The following is a 19519-nucleotide window of genomic DNA, read 5'->3' as shown; positions in this document are numbered from 1 at the left end:
CCTTCACTATCGCGTCCTCAGCTTTACGAGTTTCAAAAGTATCTAAAGCAATCTCTTTGAGATAATGAAGATTACGCATTGCCTCACGCTTTTGTTTGTCACGTTCTTTAATGGGGTCACGCCCCTCACGAAGAACAAAACGCCACCCAGTTGCACATTCACGGGCTTGTTTTAAAGAGACATCTCTTAAAGCACCCAAGCCCATTTCACGACGCCGCCCGTGAATGGTATAGCGGTAAACCCATTGAGCACCCCCATCTTTACGCTTATGAAGGAGCAAGCCGGCACCATCATACTATTTTACCGACCCCCAATGTTGCAACAGCCCTTGGTGTTGAGACGATTCATTAAAGGCATTTTTGTTCCTTTTTAAACGGTTTTCACCCCACACACCAACCCCGCTTATGACGTGCAAGTAAGTGACTTTAATTGATTGAACATAAGATAATTTGAGATGAGAGAATCTTACAATATTCGGGGGTCTCATTCAACGTGCAAAACAGTAAATTATCGTTATAAATAAATGTGTTGCTAGCGCCACACGCCACCATCACTGCGCTCCCCCTCATTATCCCAATTCTCTACCATGACGGGCTTTTACACAAGGGACCGCATCATGGGGACCGCATCATGAGCACACCTCAAGTTCCACATCTTTTGCAATCACCGGCACAATTCTAATATGTGAAAGAGCGCATCGCCTCTAACCTCTTCAGTAACGGACAGAAAGATATCATTGGCAACACCACCACGACGCTTTTGTTTCTCATATTCTTTAATGGGAACACGACCCTCGTGTAAAACAAAACGCCATTGGGTTGTCCATTCACAGTTTTTTTAGAAACCTTTCTTAAGGCACCAAAGCCTATTTCACGACGTCATCTGTAAATGGTATAGCGTATAAAAGCTATTGATCACTTCCATCTTTACGCTTATGAAGGTAAAAGTCAGCACCATAATACTCTTTGTCACCCCCCAATGTCGCACCCTCACATGAAGACAATTCATAAGAAGGCTTATTATTCCTTTTTTGAGCGTTTTTATCTATGCGCCAACCCCGCTTATAACGTGCGAACATATGATTTTACTTGATTCAATATCAAAAGATTTAAAATAAGAAAATCTTACAATATTCAAGGGGCTCATTCCGTATGCAAAACAATGGATTGTAGCGCAACAATTCCAGTTCTAACTCCTCTTCCTTTTGCGCACAAACGTCTTCTCTAATCCATGCACCATCGCATAAAGATGATGCAAAAAACAAACACACCGTGAAAAAGAAACACGCAGTCAAATCTATAAAAATCTTCGCAAAAATTAACTCTAAAGCGTGTTATGGCTTCTCACACTCAATGTCTTCGCGCAACAATTCCAGTTCCAACCATTCTTCTTCTTTCTGCGCACAAGCATTTTTCTTCTCTTCCAGTGCTGTTGATAAACGCTCAAAACGCTCTTTATCATTGCAATAGAGTGTTGGATCAGAGAGTTCTTGTTCAATTTTTTTTATTTCCTTTTGCAAAGCATCGATTTGTTCAGGCAATTTTTCCAGCGCATAAACCTGTTTATAAGAGAGTTTACGCAGCGTCGTTTTCTCCCGCCCCACAATGCTACGATTTGTCGATGAGACGTGTTTTTCCTGCTCCAGCGTATGGGAATTTGCGAGCATCTTATGCCGTGATAATTCTTTATCTTTACGCCCTAACAGTGCCGCTTGCTTGTTTTGCGCTATCATATCACTATAGCCGCCGGCATATAAAATCCACTGACCGTCCCCTTGAGGTGCCAACATATGTGTTACGGTTCGATCTAAAAAATCTCTGTCATGACTAACCAGCAAGATGGTTCCAGCAAAATCGGCAATAAACTCTTGCAACAAATCCAATGTTTCCATATCCAAATCATTGGTAGGTTCATCGAGAATTAAAAAATTTGCTGGCCGTGAAAGAAGACGGGCAAGAATGAGACGAGCTCTTTCTCCACCCGAAAATTCTTTGAGTGGAGTGCGTGCTTGTTCGGGTAAAAACAAAAAATCCTTCATATAAGAAACAACATGGCGTTCTTGGCCATTAATCACAAGGGTATCCCCTCTGCCGTCGGTTAGATAATGTGCTAACGTTTCTTCTTCATTTAAAGTACGCTGTTGATCAAGCAGAGCTACGGAAAGATTATATCCATGTTTTACCGTGCCACTATCCACCGCCTCCTTGCCGGTCAGAGCAGAAAGCAATGTTGTTTTTCCAATACCATTGGGACCAATCAAACCGATTCGATCCCCCCGTTGGATGCGCAAAGAGAAATCTTTCACAATAACGCGATCACCATAGGATTTTGCAATACGCTTTGCTTCAAGCACCAATTGACCAGAATCATGGCTTTTCGCAGCTGCCAAAAGAGCACTTCCTGGTTGCCCTTTATAGGTTTGATGCTGCTGTCTTAGTTCTTTCAACACCCCCAAACGACGTACATTACGTTTGCGCCGTGCCGTTACCCCATAGCGTAACCACTGTTCTTCACGCACAATTTGCCGTGCCAATTTATGTTGATCCCGCGCTTCTTCTTCAAGTGCCTTATCACGCCAATTTTCAAACTGCGAAAAACGCATTTCCAGTCTTTTGGTCATTCCCCGATCAAGCCACACGGTTGAACGTGTGACATTTTCTAAAAAGCGCCGATCATGGGAAATCACCACAATCGCTGAAGGCAAAGCATAGAGAGCACCTTCAAGCCATTCAATTGTTGGCAGATCAAGATGGTTGGTTGGTTCATCTAAGAGCAGAATATCTGGTTTTGCCGCAAGAGCGCGCAACAGCGAAACGCGCCGCTTCTCACCACCAGAAAGCGTCGCTAATTTTTCAGTTCCTGAAAAACCAAGATTGGTGCGCAGTGTATTGATCCACTGCACATCGGGCACATGATCGAGTCCCTCTTCCACAAAAGCGTGAACATCTTCAATCCCTGAACAATCAGGGTTTTGCGCAACATAACGCACAGTGGCGCGTGGATGGCGAAAAATTTCGCCTTCACTCGGTTCAATCATTCCCGCAGCAATTTTTAACAGGGTTGATTTTCCACAGCCATTACGGCCCACCAGCGCGATACGCGCCCCTTGCTCAACCGATAAGCAAGCTTGGTTAAGCAAGGGAGTTGCTCCAAAAGTGAGGAAGATGCGGTCAAGCCGCAGCAACGGCACCGCCATTAATGCGCACGATTATGACAAGGTGCCTTATACATCATGCCTCTTCCATCACGGTAAACACACAGTGTTGGCATATGTGTTGTCTGCGATGCTCGTACTCTGTGCGATGTCCGTACTCTCTGAGTACAAGGGACTTGATAAATTTGTCCTCTATAATTACGGTATGTACACATTGGTACCTGCTGAGCGGCGGCCTGTTTTTGCTGTTTTTGCTGATTTACCGCAGCCCCTGTTATTGTTCCAGCAAGAGCACCAAACGCAGCACCCGTCAAAGCTGCTCCAGGTTTACTTCCACCAATTGCCGCTCCGGCCAAGGTGCCTATAGCTGCCCCTCCTACACCGTAACGAGCAACGCGCTGGTCACTCACCGAACATGCTACTGTACTAAGACCAATAGCTGAAACAACAGCTATTTTTAAAATAGATTTCACCATATTAACACTCTCCTTCTCAAGGTCACTACATAAATATATCATTCATGGCCGGTACTTCATCACGATGCCCCCCTCTGCCTTATTCAAATATACCGGAAGAGCTTTACGAAATAGGTACAGACGCCAATAATATAGCTTTTCCAAAACCTAAATAGCAAGAAAAGGTTCCACAAATATGATTAGAAAGTGTTAATGAAGAGCCAAAAGGCACATTTTTATTATCAAGCGGCCATTTTACACCCGAAAGGGTTAACGCTCGTAAATCAGTAAAACCGATGATACTAAACAAACACCCATCAGGTAAATCACATGAAAAAGGTTGTGGCAAAAGCGGCCATCCTTCCTCAAGACCACTGGTTAACAAGACTGAAATACCTTTTTCAGCAATAGTCAATGCTTGTGTCATATGAGAAAGACTATGGTCGATTCTTTCACCTCCCAAAGCACCACACAAAATAAGTTGCTCAGCACCATTTTGTAGTGCTCTCTCACATGCAAGTGCACTATCGGTCATATCTTTATCAGTGGGAAAAACTTCACGTGGAACATCATTATATTGACGAATTAAAGCTTGATCAGATGAATCAAAATCGCCCATCCATAATTCAGGCCTCACCTTTAAAGCTGCGGCATGACGCATTCCACCATCAGCAGCAATCACGCGACTATTACGAATTTGATGGCGCAAACGATCAGTGATACAAACATCTCCATTTAACAATATTGTAAATGTTGTCATCCCATGTTTTGCCTTTCGTACGCTTTCCTTTTATAGAATTTTTATAAAATAGCCATTTTGTATAAACAATAACCGTGATATAGGCGAAACGATCTTCACTGTGAAACGGCCCTTTATTGTCAATATACATACCAGATACAAATGAATTTTTCCAAAGAACACTCAGAAAACACGGTGCATAACTACCAAAGACACCCCATTTTCCGGCACCCCATTTTTCAACGAAATTTTCTTTTTTGCACCAGAAGATATAAAGTGCTTCTCATAAGCCTCATGCTTCTCCTTTCTGCTTGTCATACACATCTTTCTCAAAACGATACGCTTTTCTCTTCAGGTTCTTCTGGAACAATCAAACATACCGGAAAACACAATATCTATGTCACATTAAGCGCTCTACAACACGCACGTATTTTAAAAATATATGGCGGTGCCTATCATAATGTAAAACTTGAACGTATGTTGGCGGATATTGTGTACAAACTCACTAGTATATCACACGATTCTCAGCAAAGCTATTCTATAACGATTTTAGACTCAGACAGTGTTAACGCCTTTGCACTGCCAAGCGGTTTTATTTATATCACGCGTGGTATGCTGGCATTGGCTAATGATTCTTCACAGGTTGCTGGCATTTTAGCCCATGAAATAGCCCATATTACTGCCCATCATGGCATTTTACGTCTCAAAAAACAAGCCGAATTGAAGATGGCAAGCCACCTGACACCACGCTCTCTTTCCCCTTCCACAAGCAACTCTTACAGTCCGCTTAACAACAAGCAACAACTTGCGCAGTTCTCACGCAATCAAGAATTAGAAGCTGATTCGCTTGCCTTAGAAAATCTCACACAAGCAGGATATAATCCGTTTGCTTTTCCACGCTTTCTCCAATCGATGGAAGCCTATAGTGCTTTTCGTAATATTTCAGGGGCACAAAATGCTTCGTTAGACTTTCTCGCCAGCCATCCCACCACGCCACGACGCATTCGTCTTGCCAGAGAGAAAGCGCGTAAAATTAGTACAATGTACAAGGGAAACACAGATCGTGATTCTTTTCTCAAAAACCTTGATGGTATGGTTTTTGGGGGCAATTCTCATACAGGCTTTGTCCGAGGGAACCAATTTATTCACCCACAATTGCGCATAACTTTTTCCGTTCCAAACAATTTCACGATGGAAAATTCAATGCATACGGTTTTAGCCAGCGGACCAGAGAACATCGCCCTTCGTTTTGATGCTGTACCATATTCTCCTGGAATGTCGGCAAGCGATTATTTAAAAAGCGGTTGGATTGCAGGGTTAGATGAATCGTCTGTCCATACCATTACGATCGAAGGTTTTTCTGGAGCACGCGCCCGTGCGACAAATCAGCAATGGCAATTTGATATAATTGTCATTTTACACAACAATCACATCTTTCGTTTTCTCACAGCAGCTCCCCATGATTCGCAAAATTTTGCAGCAGTTGTTGAAAAAATAATACAAAGTTTTCATCCCCTGTCATCATCACAGTTAAAAAAACTAAAGCCTTTAAGGATTCATGTTGTAAGCGTAAAACAAGGAGAAAGCATTGCAAGCCTTGCCAATCAAATGGCCCATGTTCCACATAAAGAACAACTCTTTCGCATTCTTAATGGCTTTTCTCCAACCCAAACTTTAAATGGAGGATCAAAGGTTAAACTTGTCACACAGTAGAGGGAGACTTCTCCGCTCTTTCTTGATTTGCTTCTCTTTGCGCTTTTTGCTTATTCCTTGGCATATTTGACCCCTTAACACTGTGAAACACCCCCCGCAACACTCTGATAGCTGTTAACATCAGCTTCATCATGTTCTCCCTTTCCCCAATGTCTCATACCCAATGCAAATGTTTTCGAAAGATCCTTAAATTCTTATACATCATAAGCCTCTGCTGAATTTACTGTCAGCAGAGCAGAGCGTAACTTTTGCAAAGCGCGTGCTTCAATTTGGCGCACCCGCTCTTTTGAAATCCCCAATTTTTCACCCAAAACTTCCAATGTCGCCCCCTCTTCATTGAGGCGACGGAAACGAATAATTTCAAGCTCCCTTTCATTAAGAATTTGCAATGCATCGTAAAGCCATTGTGTCCGCCGTTGCCCATCAATCACCTGCTCAATGAGAGCATCAGGAAGCGGACTATCGTCGACAAGAGCATCCATTTTGGCAACGGAATTATCACTATTTTCAGAAACTGAAACGCTCAAGGAGTTATCAGAACTAGAAAAACGAAAATCCATTGTTTCAACATCGCGCACGGAAACACCGAGTTTTTCAGCGATTGTGCGAAAAATATCTTGTTTTGAAAGAGCGCTATCATCTTGTACCAATTTCGCCCGCAAACGTCGAAGATTAAAAAAGAGTGCTTTTTGCGAAGAACTGGTTCCCCCTCGAACGATAGACCAATTTCGTAAAATATAATCTTGAATAGAAGCACGTATCCACCAAGTTGCATAAGTTGAAAAACGCACTTCCCGATCAGGCTCGAAACGGGCTGCTGCCTCTAAGAGGCCCACATACCCTTCTTGCACCAAATCTCCCAATGGCATTTTGAAACGTTTAAAACGGTTAGCAATCGCAATCACCAAACGCATATGCGCCGCGGCAATTTGATGCATAGCCTCATCATCGTGTTTGTCTTTCCATCGCAGAGCCAAATCATGCTCTTTTTGTCGTTCAAGATAAGGCGCTTGCATAGCAGAACGCATCATATTACGTCCCAAGCTTTTGTCTGCATCACTATAATTTTTGCTGCTTTTATACACAGCATTTGAAAGATGACCCATAATAACCCCTTGCGATTAAAATTATCAAAATTGATTTGGCAACGACATCATCGTTCTTCCTCAAAAAGAACTTAAAAGTTGTTTTTTATATGGCTGCTACTTTAGCGTGTATTTTTATAATCGCAATTGTTTTTTTATCATCATGGTAAAACTTCCTATGAAAAAACAGGAATTCAATAGCAAAACGGTGATAGGGGTTATGCCTCTCACCAGCAAAAATACACGAGCAAGCTTTCTTTGTAGTATTTTTGTGACAGATTAGAAAAAAATAAAAAGGACGTTAAAAATAGATACTATTTTGTCTAAATTGTGACGCTCTTTTCTTTTTCATAAAAAATTCATTTTATTCTTCTAATTTCACAATACAACCAATAGGTGTAATAAAACTATGAGCAACAGATAAAATGAAAAAAGAAAGCTTTAAAATTAAAGCGTCAAAAAACCACAAGAATGATTGAAGCAACCACGACAAACATGTTAAAGGATCAACATGATGGGATTGTCGAGAATAAGCTTTTTACCAGTGTAAAACTGAGAAAGAAAATAATCATGGATAGCAAGATTATTCAACAAAATGATATTCTTCAGGATGATATTCTTATTGAAAAACATGGAAAGGGTAAGTTTGAAGGGTTTCGTTTTTATGCCAACAAAAACAACAGCGATCCAGCCCTTGAAACGCATAACTTCGCAGATAATGACGATTTGATTCTTGCCTTCTCCAAACGTGCAACACGTTTTTGCGCTTGCTCTAATGGAGATTTTACACTGAGTTCTGATGGCATTGTCCGCTGGATTGGCCAACCGGTAGGGCAACTTATTGCAACAGAGGATTTTTTAAAACCCAAACTGCTTGTTTTAGCCGATACGCAATTAACGGGAGAAGCGCGTGATAATGTAACAAAACGATTGGAGCGTTTTGTTACGTTTCATTTTGAAACGGCTTTAAAACCGCTTTTTGATTTACGCAATGCTGATCACTTAACGCATTCAACACAGGATCTTGCTTTACAACTTGTCCACAGCTTAGGAATATTACCGCGTCGAGAAGTTGCTACGATTGTTAAAAACCTTAATCAAGAATCGCGTGCAGTGCTGCGGCAATTAGGCGTACGTTTTGGTGCTTTTCATATTTATGTTGCTGCCATGATTAAGCCTGCTCCCGTGCAAGCCATTACGTTATTATGGAATCTTCAAAATGAAGGGCAGGATCAAGCAGGTATGGGTGAAATTTTTGCAGCACTCTCAGCTGGACGTACCTCCTTGGTTGTTAATCCTACCTATAACCGCAAATTTTATCAGTTAGCCGGTTACCGAATCCTAGGAAAACGTGCTGTACGCATTGATATGTTAGAACGTCTTGCCAATCTCATCCGCCCTGCTCTTCATTGGAAACAAGGGGATGATCCCAAACCCGAAGGCGCCTATGATGGCAAAAGTTTTTTTGTCACAACAGCCATGATGTCTATTCTTGGCGCCAATGGAACTGATATGGAAGAAATTCTTAAAGGGCTGGGCTATCACTCTCGTCCCATGAGCAAAGCTAATTTTCAACAACACCTCCTTACACACGAAGTCTCTGCCCATACAGGCGCGAGAATACAAGACATTCCTGCGGCAGAATGTGTTGGTGATCAATGGCAAAACATGAAAACCTTAGAAACCAGAGGGGAAGCCAAAAGCGCTCTGTCTCCCTGTCTTGAAACACAACCCAATACAACAGATGGCTTACCGGCAGCTGAACCTGTTGGCAATTTTGCCCGACAAAACCAAGCTATAGAAGAAGAACAAGTGATTTTACTATGGCATTACCATCACCCATTGCATCACTCTTCACACAAGAAGCGTGAAAAATTGGAACATAAGTGGCAAAACAAACCACAAAGAACTTTTAAGAAAGGGGCAAACACAGATGCCCCGCCCCAAGAAACAATATCGCCGAGGAAACATTCCTACAAATCTAACGCTCCCCATAGCAAATCTATGAAGAGTAAACCCTTTCAAAAAGGAAAACGCTCTGATCCTGATTCACCTTTTGCAAAATTAGCAGCGCTCCGCGATCAACTCACGAACAATAAAAAAACACAGATACTTTCCTCCAAAGAGCATTAAAATAAAAATGGAGTTCGATCTTGGCTTATGTAGTAACCGACAACTGTATTCATTGTAAATATACGGATTGCGTTGAAGTTTGCCCTGTTGACTGTTTTTATGAAGGTGAGAATATGCTTGTCATTCATCCTGATGAATGTATTGATTGTGGTGTCTGCGAACCAGAATGCCCAGCGGAAGCCATTAAACCTGATACGGAACCGGGGCTTGAAAAATGGTTAGAGCTTAATCTTCATTATGCGAAAAAATGGCCTAATTTAACCACCAGAAAAGATCCTTTGCCTCAAGCAAAAGAAATGGATGGCGTTCCAAATAAATTAGAAAAGTATTTTTCAGAAAATCCAGGAAGCGGCGAAGAGTAATAAGACTATATCCTCTTGCCCTTTAAAAGTTGAGAACATTCTTTGACAAAAAGAAAAATTCTCAAGTGAAATGATTGATTCTTTTGATCTTTAATGTTAGTGTTCTTTTAACATGATCATCTTTCTAAGTATTTCTCATTGCTTTTCTGTTGTAAAAGCAATTTATTTTTGTTGGATTTAAAAGTACGCGGCTTTTATGCTCACTTAATTAATATAATAACTTAGTTAAAGAACTTCAGCGTTCAGGTCTATAGCCTGTTTTCCGATACATTTGTTGGTCATAAAGGGAGTAAACTAAAATATGGCATCCCAACACGGAACACCCTCTAATGCTAAAGGATTTGCAACCTCTGAATATATTGTCTACCCTACCCATGGCGTAGGGCAGATTATAGCGATTGAAGATCAAGAAGTTGCAGGACATAAATTAAAACTTTTTGTTATTCATTTTGCGAAGGATAAAATGGATGTCAAAGTTCCAATTGCAAAAGCTCTTGCCGTTGGAATGCGCAAATTATCTGCGGGTGACTCTGTTGAACGCGCATTAAAAGTTCTCTATGGGAAAGCACGGGTTAAACGAACCATGTGGTCACGGCGTGCTCAAGAATATGATGCGAAAATCAATTCGGGAGATCTTATTTGTATCGCTGAAGTGGTGCGTGATCTTTTCCGTTCAAACCTACAACCTGAACAATCTTATTCTGAACGTCAACTTTATACCGTTGCGCTTGAAAGAATGGCCCGTGAAATTGCTGTCATTAACAATCTTTCTGAAACGGAAGCGATCAATCTTATCGAGATGCATCTTTCAAGCAAACCAAAGCGTGAATTTAAAACAAAGAAAGAGCAAACAAACGCAAGTGACAAAGCCGTTTACGCTGCATAGTTAATATTGATAATGAAATAAAATCAGTACCTTACTGATTTTATTTTTGCATTCAAAAAACTTTTAGTGATAAAAGAGTATTTGAAGGGAAATATAGCCAAATATTACCCTCCAGCGTCTGTTGGTGCAATTCATGCAGTATGAATTTATCGCTGTCAACATTTCGCAACGAAGTCAATATTCCTTAACAAAATTGATACCTTCATTTTTCTTTTGTCACTCTAAAAGCACTTTTAGGATTGAAAAGAACAATCCCATTGCTCCTTTGATTTCATCACAAGCGATAGAGAGCTCTTTGACCGAATTCTTAAAGCATATACGATAATGGATAAGAATTGTCACATCATCTCTCTAAAAACAAAGAGCCTCAGCTTTATGAACACTGATAAGAGCAACAAAGCTCCTAGAGCGCTCAGTGTTCATACAAGATATTGATTTATAACGATAATTTATCATTTTTCCTGTTAAATGAGACCCCCGAATATTGTAAGATTCTCTCATCTCAAATCCTCTTATATTCAATCAATCATAATCATTTATTTGCACGTCATAAGCGGGGTTATCGTGTGGGTAAAAAACTCTAAAGAAAGGAGCAAAAATTCCTTTAATGAATTGTTTCAATACCAAAGGCTGTCGCAACATTGGGAGCTGGCAAAGAGTATGATGGTGCTGGCGGCTTGCACCTATAAGCGTAAAGATGGTGGTGCTCCATAGCTTGTACGCTATAGCATCCATGGACACCGTCGTGAAATGGGCTTCTGTGCTTTAAAAAATGTCTCTTTAAAACAAGCCCGTAGAATGTGCAACCCAATGGCGTTTTGTTCTTCGAAATGGAAAACAAAATATATACTACTTGAGCTACATACTGCGACAAAGCGCATAGACAATGATTGTATCATCACGCAAAAAAACAAAAAAGCTATCAGAAAATCCCCCACACAAGCAAAAGGCTATCCTCCTCACAACGCCATTGAAAAGAACAGCCCAAAAGCAAGCACTATCGTGCAAATAATCTCTGCGAGAATGAAAGAAACCTTACTGATGATGAGAAGAATTTCAATCTTTGGCAGGCAAAACGACACGTCCGCGATACATGCCGGTCTTCAAATCAATATGATGAGGACGACGCAATTCACCAGAATTTTTATCCTCGATATAAGTTGGCGCCTTCAAGGCATCAGCCGAACGGCGCATACCCCGCTTTGAGGGAGAGGTTTTTCGTTTAGGTACAGCCATAAAGAGACACTCCAAATCCACTAAAAAGAAGAGGCAATGCCAAAATGACAGAGCCTTTCTCAAAAATCATAAACTCGATACTTGAGACCCTTATACACTGATAAGAAAAAAGAGGCAATGTCAAAAGTGGTAAGACTCTTCCCAGAAAAAACAGTTTTCTCTCTTCATGAAAGCCTTTTCATAAAATTTTTACTTCATTTTTTATTTGGCTTTAACATAACTCCGGCATACAGTATGTTTGAAAGCTTAAAAGAGAAATTGATTTTTTCGTAAAAAAACTTATGCAAATTGCCTCAAATAAGAAAAAACGATAGCCTTTCTCTTGTTATCTCATTTTGCAAAAAAATAAAGGAAGCAAGAATGCACGAATTTATCACCCTTCTTGCAAAACATGGTCACAGCGTTGAAAATAGGCTCGACACACTGTTAAATGATCACGTTCAAAATGGTGAAATTGCTCGCCCTGAAATCCTTCTCAAAGCGATGCGTTATGGTGTCTTAAATGGTGGAAAACGGCTACGTCCCTTTCTTGTGATACAAAGTGCGGCACTTTTTGATATCCCTCCTGAACAAGCTGTTGATGTTGCCTGTGCTTTAGAATGTGTCCACTGTTATTCGCTCATTCATGATGATCTTCCCGCCATGGATAACGACATACTTCGACGTGGACAACCCACCGTTCACAAAGCATTTGACGAAGCAACAGCGATTCTCGCAGGCAATGCCTTATTAACATTTGCCTTTGAAATCATTGCCGATAAAGCCTGCGCACTCTCTTTGGAAAACAGAATAACACTGATCACAGCTCTTGCCCAATCCGCAGGGCTTGGTGGTATGGTAGGGGGGCAAATGCTTGATCTTGAAGCAGAAAAAAAACCGCAAGAGAGCAGCAACATCATAACGCTCCAACGTATGAAAACAGCCGCTCTTATAAGTTTTGCCTGTCAAGCAGGAGCAATCATCGGCAATGCAGCAAAAGAATTGGTAGAACAACTTGCTTCTTTTGGAACCTATCTTGGTTTAGCCTTTCAATTAACGGACGATCTTCTAGACGTAACCGCCAACAGTGAAGTTCTAGGCAAAACCGCAGGGAAAGATGAAACGGTGCAAAAAGCCACCTTTGTTCGTCTTTATGGCATTGAAGAAACACAAAAAAAACGCGATGAACTGATCACTAAAGCACAAGCACTTTTACACCCCTTTGGTGAAAAAGCAAAACCACTCCAACAAGCAGCGCGCTTTAGTGCAACCCGCAAAAATTAAAAACTCCCTGCTTTGCCAATAGCACAGTGTTAACAGCGTACTGTAAATGAAGAAGAAACATTCGCACATTATCTAACCGATGGCAGAGGAGATATCCTTGTGATTAATGGCCAAGAACGCTATGTTGCCTCTTAGACAGTGCATTGATTTATAACGATAATTTACTGTTTTACCAGTTGAATGAGACCCTTGAATATTGTAAAATTCTCTCATCTTAAGTCCTCTTATATTCAATCAAGTGAAACGATGTGCCTGCACATCATAAGCGGGGTTGGTGTATTGGTAGAAAACAGTTTAGAAAGGAGCAAAAATGCCTTTAATGAATCGTCTCAATACCAAGGGCTGTCGTAACATTGGGGGCGGTAAATAGTATGATGGTGCCGGTTTGCACCTATAAGCGTAAAGATGGTGGTGCTCAATAGCTTTACCGCTATACCATTCACGGGCGGCGTCGTGAAATGAGCTTGGGTACTTTAAGAGATATCTCTTTAAAACAAGCCCGTGAATTGGCAACCCAATAGCGTTTTGTTCTTTGTGAGGGGGCATTCTATTTTACGTGAGGGTCGTGACCCCATTCAAGAACGTGACAAAAAAAAGCGTGAGGCAATGCGTAATCTGCATTATTTAAAAGAGATTGCTTTGGATGCTTTTGAAAGCCGTAAAGCTGAATTAAAAGGAGATGGTAAAAATGGTGAGTGGTTTTCACCTTTAAAACTTCATATTCTCCCTAAATGAGTTTGTATGCCGGTTTCAGAGATTACACAAACAGATATACGCAATACACTCGCTCCCATCTGGCATACAAAAGCTGGGACAGCTAAAAAAGCGCTAATCCGCCTTAATCTTTGTCTCAAACATACTGCTACATTGGGATTAGATGTTGATTTACAGGCTACAGCAAAAGCAAAAGCTTTGCTGGGGAAACAACGGCATAAAGTTATTAATAGATCAGCAATGGATTGGAAAGAGATACCGGATTTTTATCAAACACTTTGCGAAACAACAACCCTAACACAACTGGCTTTGCGTCATATTTGTAAAGATCAAGTTGATGGTGATATCTGGACCATCCCTGCTGAGAATATGAAAGGAAGGCGTGATGCTACAACAGAATTTCGCGTACCTTTATCATCAGAGGTATTAGAAGTTTTGAAACAAGCGCGCTTGTTTTTTCGTAATGATTTCTTTTTTCTGCAACTGGTCGTGGTTCCCTTGCTGATACTTGCATGTCAAAATATATAAAACAAACTGAACTTGATGCTTGCCCGCATGGTTTTCGCTCTAATTTACGCGATTGGTTAGCAGAAACAACCGATGCCTCCTTTTGAGGTAGCAGAAATCATTCTAGGTCATACAGTTGGGGGTAAAGTAGAGCGTGCCTATTGTCGTACAGACTATTTAGAGCCGCGTCGGGTTTTTATGGATAAATGGGCGGCTTATTTCTTGGCGGCTTTGTACGATTCATTTATTCGCGAGGTGAGAATATGGTCTCTCCATTTGCCGGAAATCATTAGATAATCTTTCGCATATCCTTCTTTCTTAAAACCAAGACGCTCCAATAAAATTCTACTTCTGGTGTTTTTCGGTAGAGTATTTGCCATCACTCTATGCAGGTGAATAACATCAAAAATCTGAAGTATCAGAGCAGATAAAGCTTCAAACATGAAGCCTTTGCCTTGTTGCTTTTCATCTAGAGAAAAGCCAAGATGACAGGCTTGAAAAACACCACGCACAACATTTGTAAAGTTAACAACAGCGATGATTGCACGTTCATTTTTTAATCGTACGGCATATCGATATGCTTGGTCTTGTTTACTCTCATTAGCAAACGTATTTGCTCGCTTTTTCCAAGCTGTTAGGCTATGATAATCATCAGATTTTAGTGGTTCGAACGGACGAAGAAAGTCCGCATTGCGCAGGTAATAGGAAGACAGTTCACCAGCATCCTTACCATTGATCAATGTGGAAATTGTTCGTTTTGTTGTGATTGCCATGGTCTTCTGTTTCATATCTCTCATTTGATTTGTTAATGAAGAGATTCATTTTATTCGTGTCAACGCTTATGAAGCTATAAGCCGGTACCATCTCATACGCTTTACCAGCCCCCAATGTTGCGACAATCCTTGCATGAAGACGATTCATAAGAGGTATTTTTACTCTTTTCTTCTCTGTTTTTTATCCACACGATAATCCTACTTGTTACGTGTAAGGGGATGGTTTGATTTGATTCATCATAAACAAGATTGAAATGAGAGAATCTTAGGATATTCGGAACTCTTATTCAATATGCAAAATAGTAAATTATCATTATAAATCAATATTAATACGCTCCTCCTCTTACTGTTGAGAGGCTTTCTTTTTATGCTCAACTTGTCCGTTTACGAGAATGTTATACGAATGGGAGCGTTCAAGGGTTGCCAATGTATGTGAATTTGTAATGCATAAATCTGTAATGTGCAAAATGTTGATGCTGTGTTGCGTCTTTTGATTTTTACAAAATACTCGATAGTAAATGGATTTACACCCATCTTTTTTCTTGCATTTCATCACGCAAGGGTTGATGAAAAGATAAGAACCCTTTTGGGTATAAGGGACATTGTGTGGTCTTGTTATGTCTTCGATTTTATGCTTTTTACTTTTGATGTCCTTGCAAAGATTTATGCCAAAATTGCGTTTCATACTAGAATTGTTTGATGTCTTGCGGATGTTGTTCTCGTAAATTGCAAAAATTGCAAAAATTTCTGGCAAAAATTCATGTCCATTATTCGTTTTTTCATTTTCTCTTCATTTTAATTTTGAGAAAAGATTTTATGTTCTCAATGGCGTTTAGTATCAACAATCTCTATAAGAATATCGCTCTTATTAAACTCTTTATTTTTTGGAACCTCTCTTATCTCACTTTGTCGATTGAGTTTTGCACGCCCACAAACACGACCAAAGACCTTTACAGTTCCTTACAGACATTGTAGAGAATCGGATCAATTCTTCTTCCATTCGTTCGTAGGTTTCACGTTTCTGCAACGCATGACAGTGCTGTTAAGAAAAGGAAAATTCTTGTGCGCAAAAAGAACAATGGTTGGAACTTAAACTTTTCCGTGGAAAGAAACGCTTTTGCGTTAACTCATACCAAGTGCATTTTTATAGAGCTGGATGACGGCTTCCTCTTCCATTCGTTCGTGCTCTTCTTTTTTACGCAATCTTATAATGCTGCGAACAGCTTTACTATCAAAACCAGAGCCTTTAAGTTCAGCATAAACTTCCTTAATATCATCAGAAATGGTTTTTTTCTCTTCTTCTAGCCGTTCAATACGTTCGATAAAAGCACGTAATTGATTGACTGATATAGCATGTGTTTGATCACTCACTGTATTATTCATTGCATTTTTCTCCATAGTTTATGTTTTAAGCTGTTGTTGCGACGATAAATTTGATTGGAAAAGCTTGAAAAACAAAAAGTGACTCAAGCTGTACAGTTTTTTTACAAATTGACTTTAAAATATTTTGTAAAAGTTTAAAATATTTATATCGATAAAAAGGTGATAAAAGGTTGCCTATAAAAGGCAGAAAAGAATAAAAAAGATATTTATACACTGAAAAGGTGCTTGAAAAAGAGCAGAAAAGGAATGTATGTTTTGTCTCAAGGGCTTGCATTATATGAGTGGTTTTGTGGTTTTTCAAAGACAGTGGTGGATCTTTCGGAGAGGGTTGGGGGCTTTGCTTTTGAGCATTCTGCTCTCGTTTTCCCTTGTTGTTTTTGCAAAGGCTGACTTTAGAGTGTGTAATACAACGCAACAGTCTGTAGGGGTTGCTCTTGGGTATCGTACGCTTTCAGGTTGGGTGAGTGAAGGGTGGTGGATGGTCCCAGTGACAGAGTGTAAAACTTTAATTGAGGGGCCATTGTCTTCACGCTATTATTATTTTTATGCAGAGGGAGAACAGAAAAAAGCCAGCTGGTCTGGTTCCGTAACCATGTGTGTACAAGATAGCCAATTTACCATTGAAGGGGTTCATGATTGTTTCCCTAGAGGCTATCAAAAGGCTGCGTTTAAGGAAATTGATACAGGCAATCAAACCAGTTGGATGGTGCAGTTAACCGAAGAGTCTTTGTTCAATGATTCGGTTGTAAAGTCTTCTCCTCTTTCAGGAGATTCGCCACCGTGAGACGTACACGTAAAGTAAAAATTATCGCTACTCTTGGTCCTTCTTCTTTTTCCACTGCAATGATTGAAAAACTCTTTAAAGCAGGAGCGGATGTTTTTCGTCTGAATATGAGCCATACCGATTGTGAAACAATGGCTGATTTGGTGAAACGAATACGAGAAGTCGAAAAAACTGTTGGTCGACCCATTGGTATCTTAGTGGATTTACAGGGGCCAAAATTGCGTATTGGCTGTTTTGCGAAGGGGCAAGAGGATTTGCATGTAGGGCAAAGCTTTACATTGGATGATCGTGATGTCCTTGGTAATGGGCAACGTGTTTTTTTTCCACACAAGGAGGTGTTTGCCGCTGTTAAGCCCGGAGATCGGCTGTTGCTCGATGATGGAAAACTAGAATTGTGTGTACAGCTGTGTGATGATCATTCACTCGTGTGCCGTGTGGTTGCTGGAACCCGTATTTCTGATCGAAAAGGCGTGAGTTTTCCCGATACGATTTTGCCTTTTGGTGCGATGACGCCAAAAGACGAGGTTGATCTTCAGGCGGTTTTGCAACAGCCTGTTGATTGGGTAGCACTTTCTTTTATTCAACGTCCAGAAGATATGATGGCGGTGCGCCGGTTGACAAAAAGCAAAGTGTCTTTGATGGCTAAGATCGAAAAACCTCAAGCCCTAGAGCACATAGAAAAGATTATTCATATTTCTGATGGGATTATGATTGCCCGGGGAGATCTCGGTGTGGAAATGCCCTTAGAGAGGATTCCTGCATTGCAGATGGAACTCATAAAAGCTTGTCGTTTAGCGGGAAAGCCTGTTGTGGTGGCAACACAAATGCTCGAATCAATGATGACATCCTCTGTTCCAACGCGCGCAGAAGTTTCTGATGTTGCTACAGCGGTTTATGCGGGGAGTGATGCGGTGATGTTGTCGGCAGAATCTGCTTCTGGTCTTTATCCTGAAGAAGCGGTGCTTATGATGGACCGCATTGCACGACAAATCGAACAAGATCCTACTTATGAAGCGCAGATGGGTGCGCAGCACCCTGTTCCTCAGTCAACAGGAACCGATGCGATTTCTCTTGCGGCTCGTCAGATCGCCGAAACACTTCAATTGTCAGCTATTGTTGCTTATACTGCATCAGGTACAACGGGTGTGCGTGCTTCACGTGAGCGCCCAAACAGACCCATTATTGCTTTATCACCCATCGTGGCAACAGCACGGCGCTTGGCTTTGGTTTGGGGATTACATTGTGTGGTTGCACAAGATGCACGAGACTTAGAGGATATGGTTGATCGTGCGGCAGCCATTGCTTTTCAAGAAGGTTTTTGCCAAGCTGGAGACCGATTCCTTGTGACAGCAGGGATTCCTCTTGGTACACCAGGTGCTACCAACTTATTGCGTATCGCTTCGGTTTCTCAAGATGGCACAAAGGCGGTTTAAGGGGACCTTATTTTCCTGAGGAAGCAATGCGACTTTTCTAGAATATGATGTTGTTTCTCTAGGATTCGATGTGATTTTTCTTGCGGCTTGTCAGATCGTCGAAACACTTCAATTGTCAGCTATTGTTGCTTATACTGCATCAGGTACTTTGGTGGTGCGTGCTTCACGTGAGCGCCCAAACAGACCGATTATTGCTTTATCACCCATCGTGGCAACAGCACGGCGCTTGGCTTTGGTTTGGGGATTGCTCTTCGTGTGGTTGCACAAGATGCACGAGACTTAGAGGATATGGTTGATCGTGCGGCAGCCATTGCTTTTCAAGAAGGTTTTTGCCAAACCGGAGACCGATTCCTTGTGACAGCAGGGATTCCTCTTGGTACACCAGGTGCTACCAACTTATTGCGTATCGCTTCGGTTTCTCAAGATGGTACAAAGGCGGTTTAAGGGGACCTTATTTTCCTGAGGAAGCAATGCGACTTTTCTAGAATATGATGTTGTTTCTCTAGGATTCGATGTGATTTTTCTTGCGGCTTGTCAGATCGTCGAAACACTTCAATTGTCAGCTATTGTTGCTTATACTACATCAGGCACTTTGGTGGTGCGTGCTTCACGTGAGCGCCCAAACAGACCCATTATTGCTTTATCACCCATCGTGGCAACAGCACGGCGCTTGGCTTTGGTTTGGGGATTACTCTTCGTGTGGTTGCACAAGATGCACGAGACTTAGAGGATATGGTTGATCGTGCGGCAGCCATTGCTTTTCAAGAAGGTTTTTGCCAAGCTGGAGACCGATTCCTTGTGACAGCAGGGATTCCTCTTGGTACACCAGGTGCTACCAACTTATTGCGTATCGCTTCGGTTTCTCAAGATGGCACAAAGGCGGTTTAAGGGGACCTTAT

Annotated in this window: 15 protein-coding genes and 5 pseudogenes; 11 read left to right on the top strand and 9 right to left on the bottom strand. The window is 41.2% G+C overall.

Annotation, left to right across the window (positions count from 1 at the left end; all coding sequences use genetic code 11):
* Nucleotides 1-16 precede the first annotated feature (16 nt).
* The 5 genes and pseudogenes from NMK50_RS09060 to NMK50_RS09040 form a co-directional block, all read right to left on the bottom strand.
* Nucleotides 17-357: pseudogene (locus NMK50_RS09060) on the bottom strand (Arm DNA-binding domain-containing protein); the annotation flags it as partial.
* Between the two features lie 550 nt (nt 358-907).
* On the bottom strand, nt 908-1078 hold the full coding sequence (locus NMK50_RS10650; protein ID WP_374112174.1) for a hypothetical protein: 171 nt from the start codon (nt 1076-1078) through the stop codon (nt 908-910).
* A 255-nt stretch (nt 1079-1333) separates the two neighbouring features.
* A complete protein-coding gene (locus NMK50_RS09050) occupies nt 1334-3196 on the bottom strand; it encodes an ABC-F family ATP-binding cassette domain-containing protein (RefSeq protein ID WP_254770176.1) in 1863 nt (620 codons plus the stop codon).
* Nucleotides 3196-3630, bottom strand: coding sequence for a YMGG-like glycine zipper-containing protein (locus tag NMK50_RS09045; protein WP_254770175.1), 435 nt, complete (start codon nt 3628-3630; stop codon nt 3196-3198). Before NMK50_RS09045 ends, NMK50_RS09050 begins: the two co-directional genes overlap by 1 nt.
* 103 nt (nt 3631-3733) lie before the next feature.
* Complete coding sequence (locus tag NMK50_RS09040; RefSeq protein ID WP_254770174.1) at nt 3734-4369, bottom strand: thiamine diphosphokinase; 636 nt, start codon at nt 4367-4369, stop codon at nt 3734-3736.
* 141 nt (nt 4370-4510) lie between these two features.
* Between NMK50_RS09040 and NMK50_RS09035 the strand changes: the two genes are divergently transcribed.
* On the top strand, nt 4511-6061 hold the full coding sequence (locus tag NMK50_RS09035) for a M48 family metalloprotease (protein ID WP_254770173.1): 1551 nt from the start codon (nt 4511-4513) through the stop codon (nt 6059-6061).
* A 194-nt stretch (nt 6062-6255) separates the two neighbouring features.
* Here the strand turns inward: NMK50_RS09035 and NMK50_RS09030 are convergent, their stop codons facing one another.
* Nucleotides 6256-7167 carry an RNA polymerase factor sigma-32 gene (locus tag NMK50_RS09030; protein WP_254770172.1) on the bottom strand — a complete coding sequence of 304 codons (912 nt, stop codon included), beginning with the start codon at nt 7165-7167 and terminating at the stop codon, nt 6256-6258.
* Nucleotides 7168-7716: 549 nt separating this feature from the next.
* Here NMK50_RS09030 and NMK50_RS09025 point away from each other — a divergent pair.
* The 4 genes and pseudogenes from NMK50_RS09025 to NMK50_RS09010 all read left to right on the top strand — a co-directional run.
* Nucleotides 7717-9279 carry a hypothetical protein gene (locus tag NMK50_RS09025; protein WP_254771232.1) on the top strand — a complete coding sequence of 521 codons (1563 nt, stop codon included), beginning with the start codon at nt 7717-7719 and terminating at the stop codon, nt 9277-9279.
* 20 nt (nt 9280-9299) lie between these two features.
* Entirely contained in the window at nt 9300-9641 is a 342-nt protein-coding gene (gene fdxA / locus NMK50_RS09020; protein ID WP_254770171.1) for a ferredoxin FdxA, read from the top strand.
* A gap of 301 nt (nt 9642-9942) precedes the next feature.
* Entirely contained in the window at nt 9943-10527 is a 585-nt protein-coding gene (locus NMK50_RS09015) for a CarD family transcriptional regulator (RefSeq protein WP_254770170.1), read from the top strand.
* A 607-nt stretch (nt 10528-11134) separates the two neighbouring features.
* Nucleotides 11135-11374, top strand: a pseudogene (locus NMK50_RS09010) (integrase); the annotation flags it as partial.
* A gap of 209 nt (nt 11375-11583) precedes the next feature.
* Here NMK50_RS09010 and rpmF read toward each other — a convergent pair.
* Complete coding sequence (rpmF, locus tag NMK50_RS09005; RefSeq protein ID WP_241437692.1) at nt 11584-11763, bottom strand: 50S ribosomal protein L32; 180 nt, start codon at nt 11761-11763, stop codon at nt 11584-11586.
* Nucleotides 11764-12123: 360 nt separating this feature from the next.
* On the opposite strand from rpmF, the gene NMK50_RS09000 reads away from it, so the two are divergent.
* Together NMK50_RS09000 and NMK50_RS08995 are read left to right on the top strand one after the other, a co-directional pair.
* Nucleotides 12124-13026, top strand: coding sequence for a polyprenyl synthetase family protein (locus tag NMK50_RS09000; protein WP_254770169.1), 903 nt, complete (start codon nt 12124-12126; stop codon nt 13024-13026).
* Between the two features lie 310 nt (nt 13027-13336).
* Nucleotides 13337-14544 (top strand): annotated as a pseudogene (locus NMK50_RS08995) (tyrosine-type recombinase/integrase).
* On the opposite strand, the gene rimJ reads toward NMK50_RS08995, so the two are convergent.
* Nucleotides 14463-15020 carry a ribosomal protein S5-alanine N-acetyltransferase gene (gene rimJ, locus NMK50_RS08990; protein WP_254771231.1) on the bottom strand — a complete coding sequence of 186 codons (558 nt, stop codon included), beginning with the start codon at nt 15018-15020 and terminating at the stop codon, nt 14463-14465. The pseudogene NMK50_RS08995 and the gene rimJ overlap by 82 nt on opposite strands.
* A 1122-nt stretch (nt 15021-16142) precedes the next feature.
* Entirely contained in the window at nt 16143-16403 is a 261-nt protein-coding gene (locus tag NMK50_RS08985) for a DUF2312 domain-containing protein (RefSeq protein ID WP_254770168.1), read from the bottom strand.
* Nucleotides 16404-16653: 250 nt separating this feature from the next.
* Between NMK50_RS08985 and NMK50_RS08980 the strand changes: the two genes are divergently transcribed.
* The 4 genes and pseudogenes from NMK50_RS08980 to NMK50_RS08965 form a co-directional block, all read left to right on the top strand.
* On the top strand, nt 16654-17187 hold the full coding sequence (locus NMK50_RS08980) for a DUF1036 domain-containing protein (RefSeq protein WP_254770167.1): 534 nt from the start codon (nt 16654-16656) through the stop codon (nt 17185-17187).
* Complete coding sequence (pyk, locus tag NMK50_RS08975) at nt 17184-18620, top strand: pyruvate kinase (RefSeq protein ID WP_254770166.1); 1437 nt, start codon at nt 17184-17186, stop codon at nt 18618-18620. Before NMK50_RS08980 ends, pyk begins: the two co-directional genes overlap by 4 nt.
* A 55-nt stretch (nt 18621-18675) precedes the next feature.
* A pseudogene (locus NMK50_RS08970) lies at nt 18676-19064 on the top strand (pyruvate kinase alpha/beta domain-containing protein); the annotation flags it as partial.
* A 55-nt stretch (nt 19065-19119) separates the two neighbouring features.
* Nucleotides 19120-19508: pseudogene (locus NMK50_RS08965) on the top strand (pyruvate kinase alpha/beta domain-containing protein); the annotation flags it as partial.
* Between the last annotated feature and the right edge of the window lie 11 nt (nt 19509-19519).

The sequence above is a fragment of the Bartonella harrusi genome, assembly GCF_024297065.1.
GTDB lineage: Bacteria > Pseudomonadota > Alphaproteobacteria > Rhizobiales > Rhizobiaceae > Bartonella > Bartonella harrusi.
This window is presented reverse-complemented; position numbering and strand designations above follow the sequence as displayed.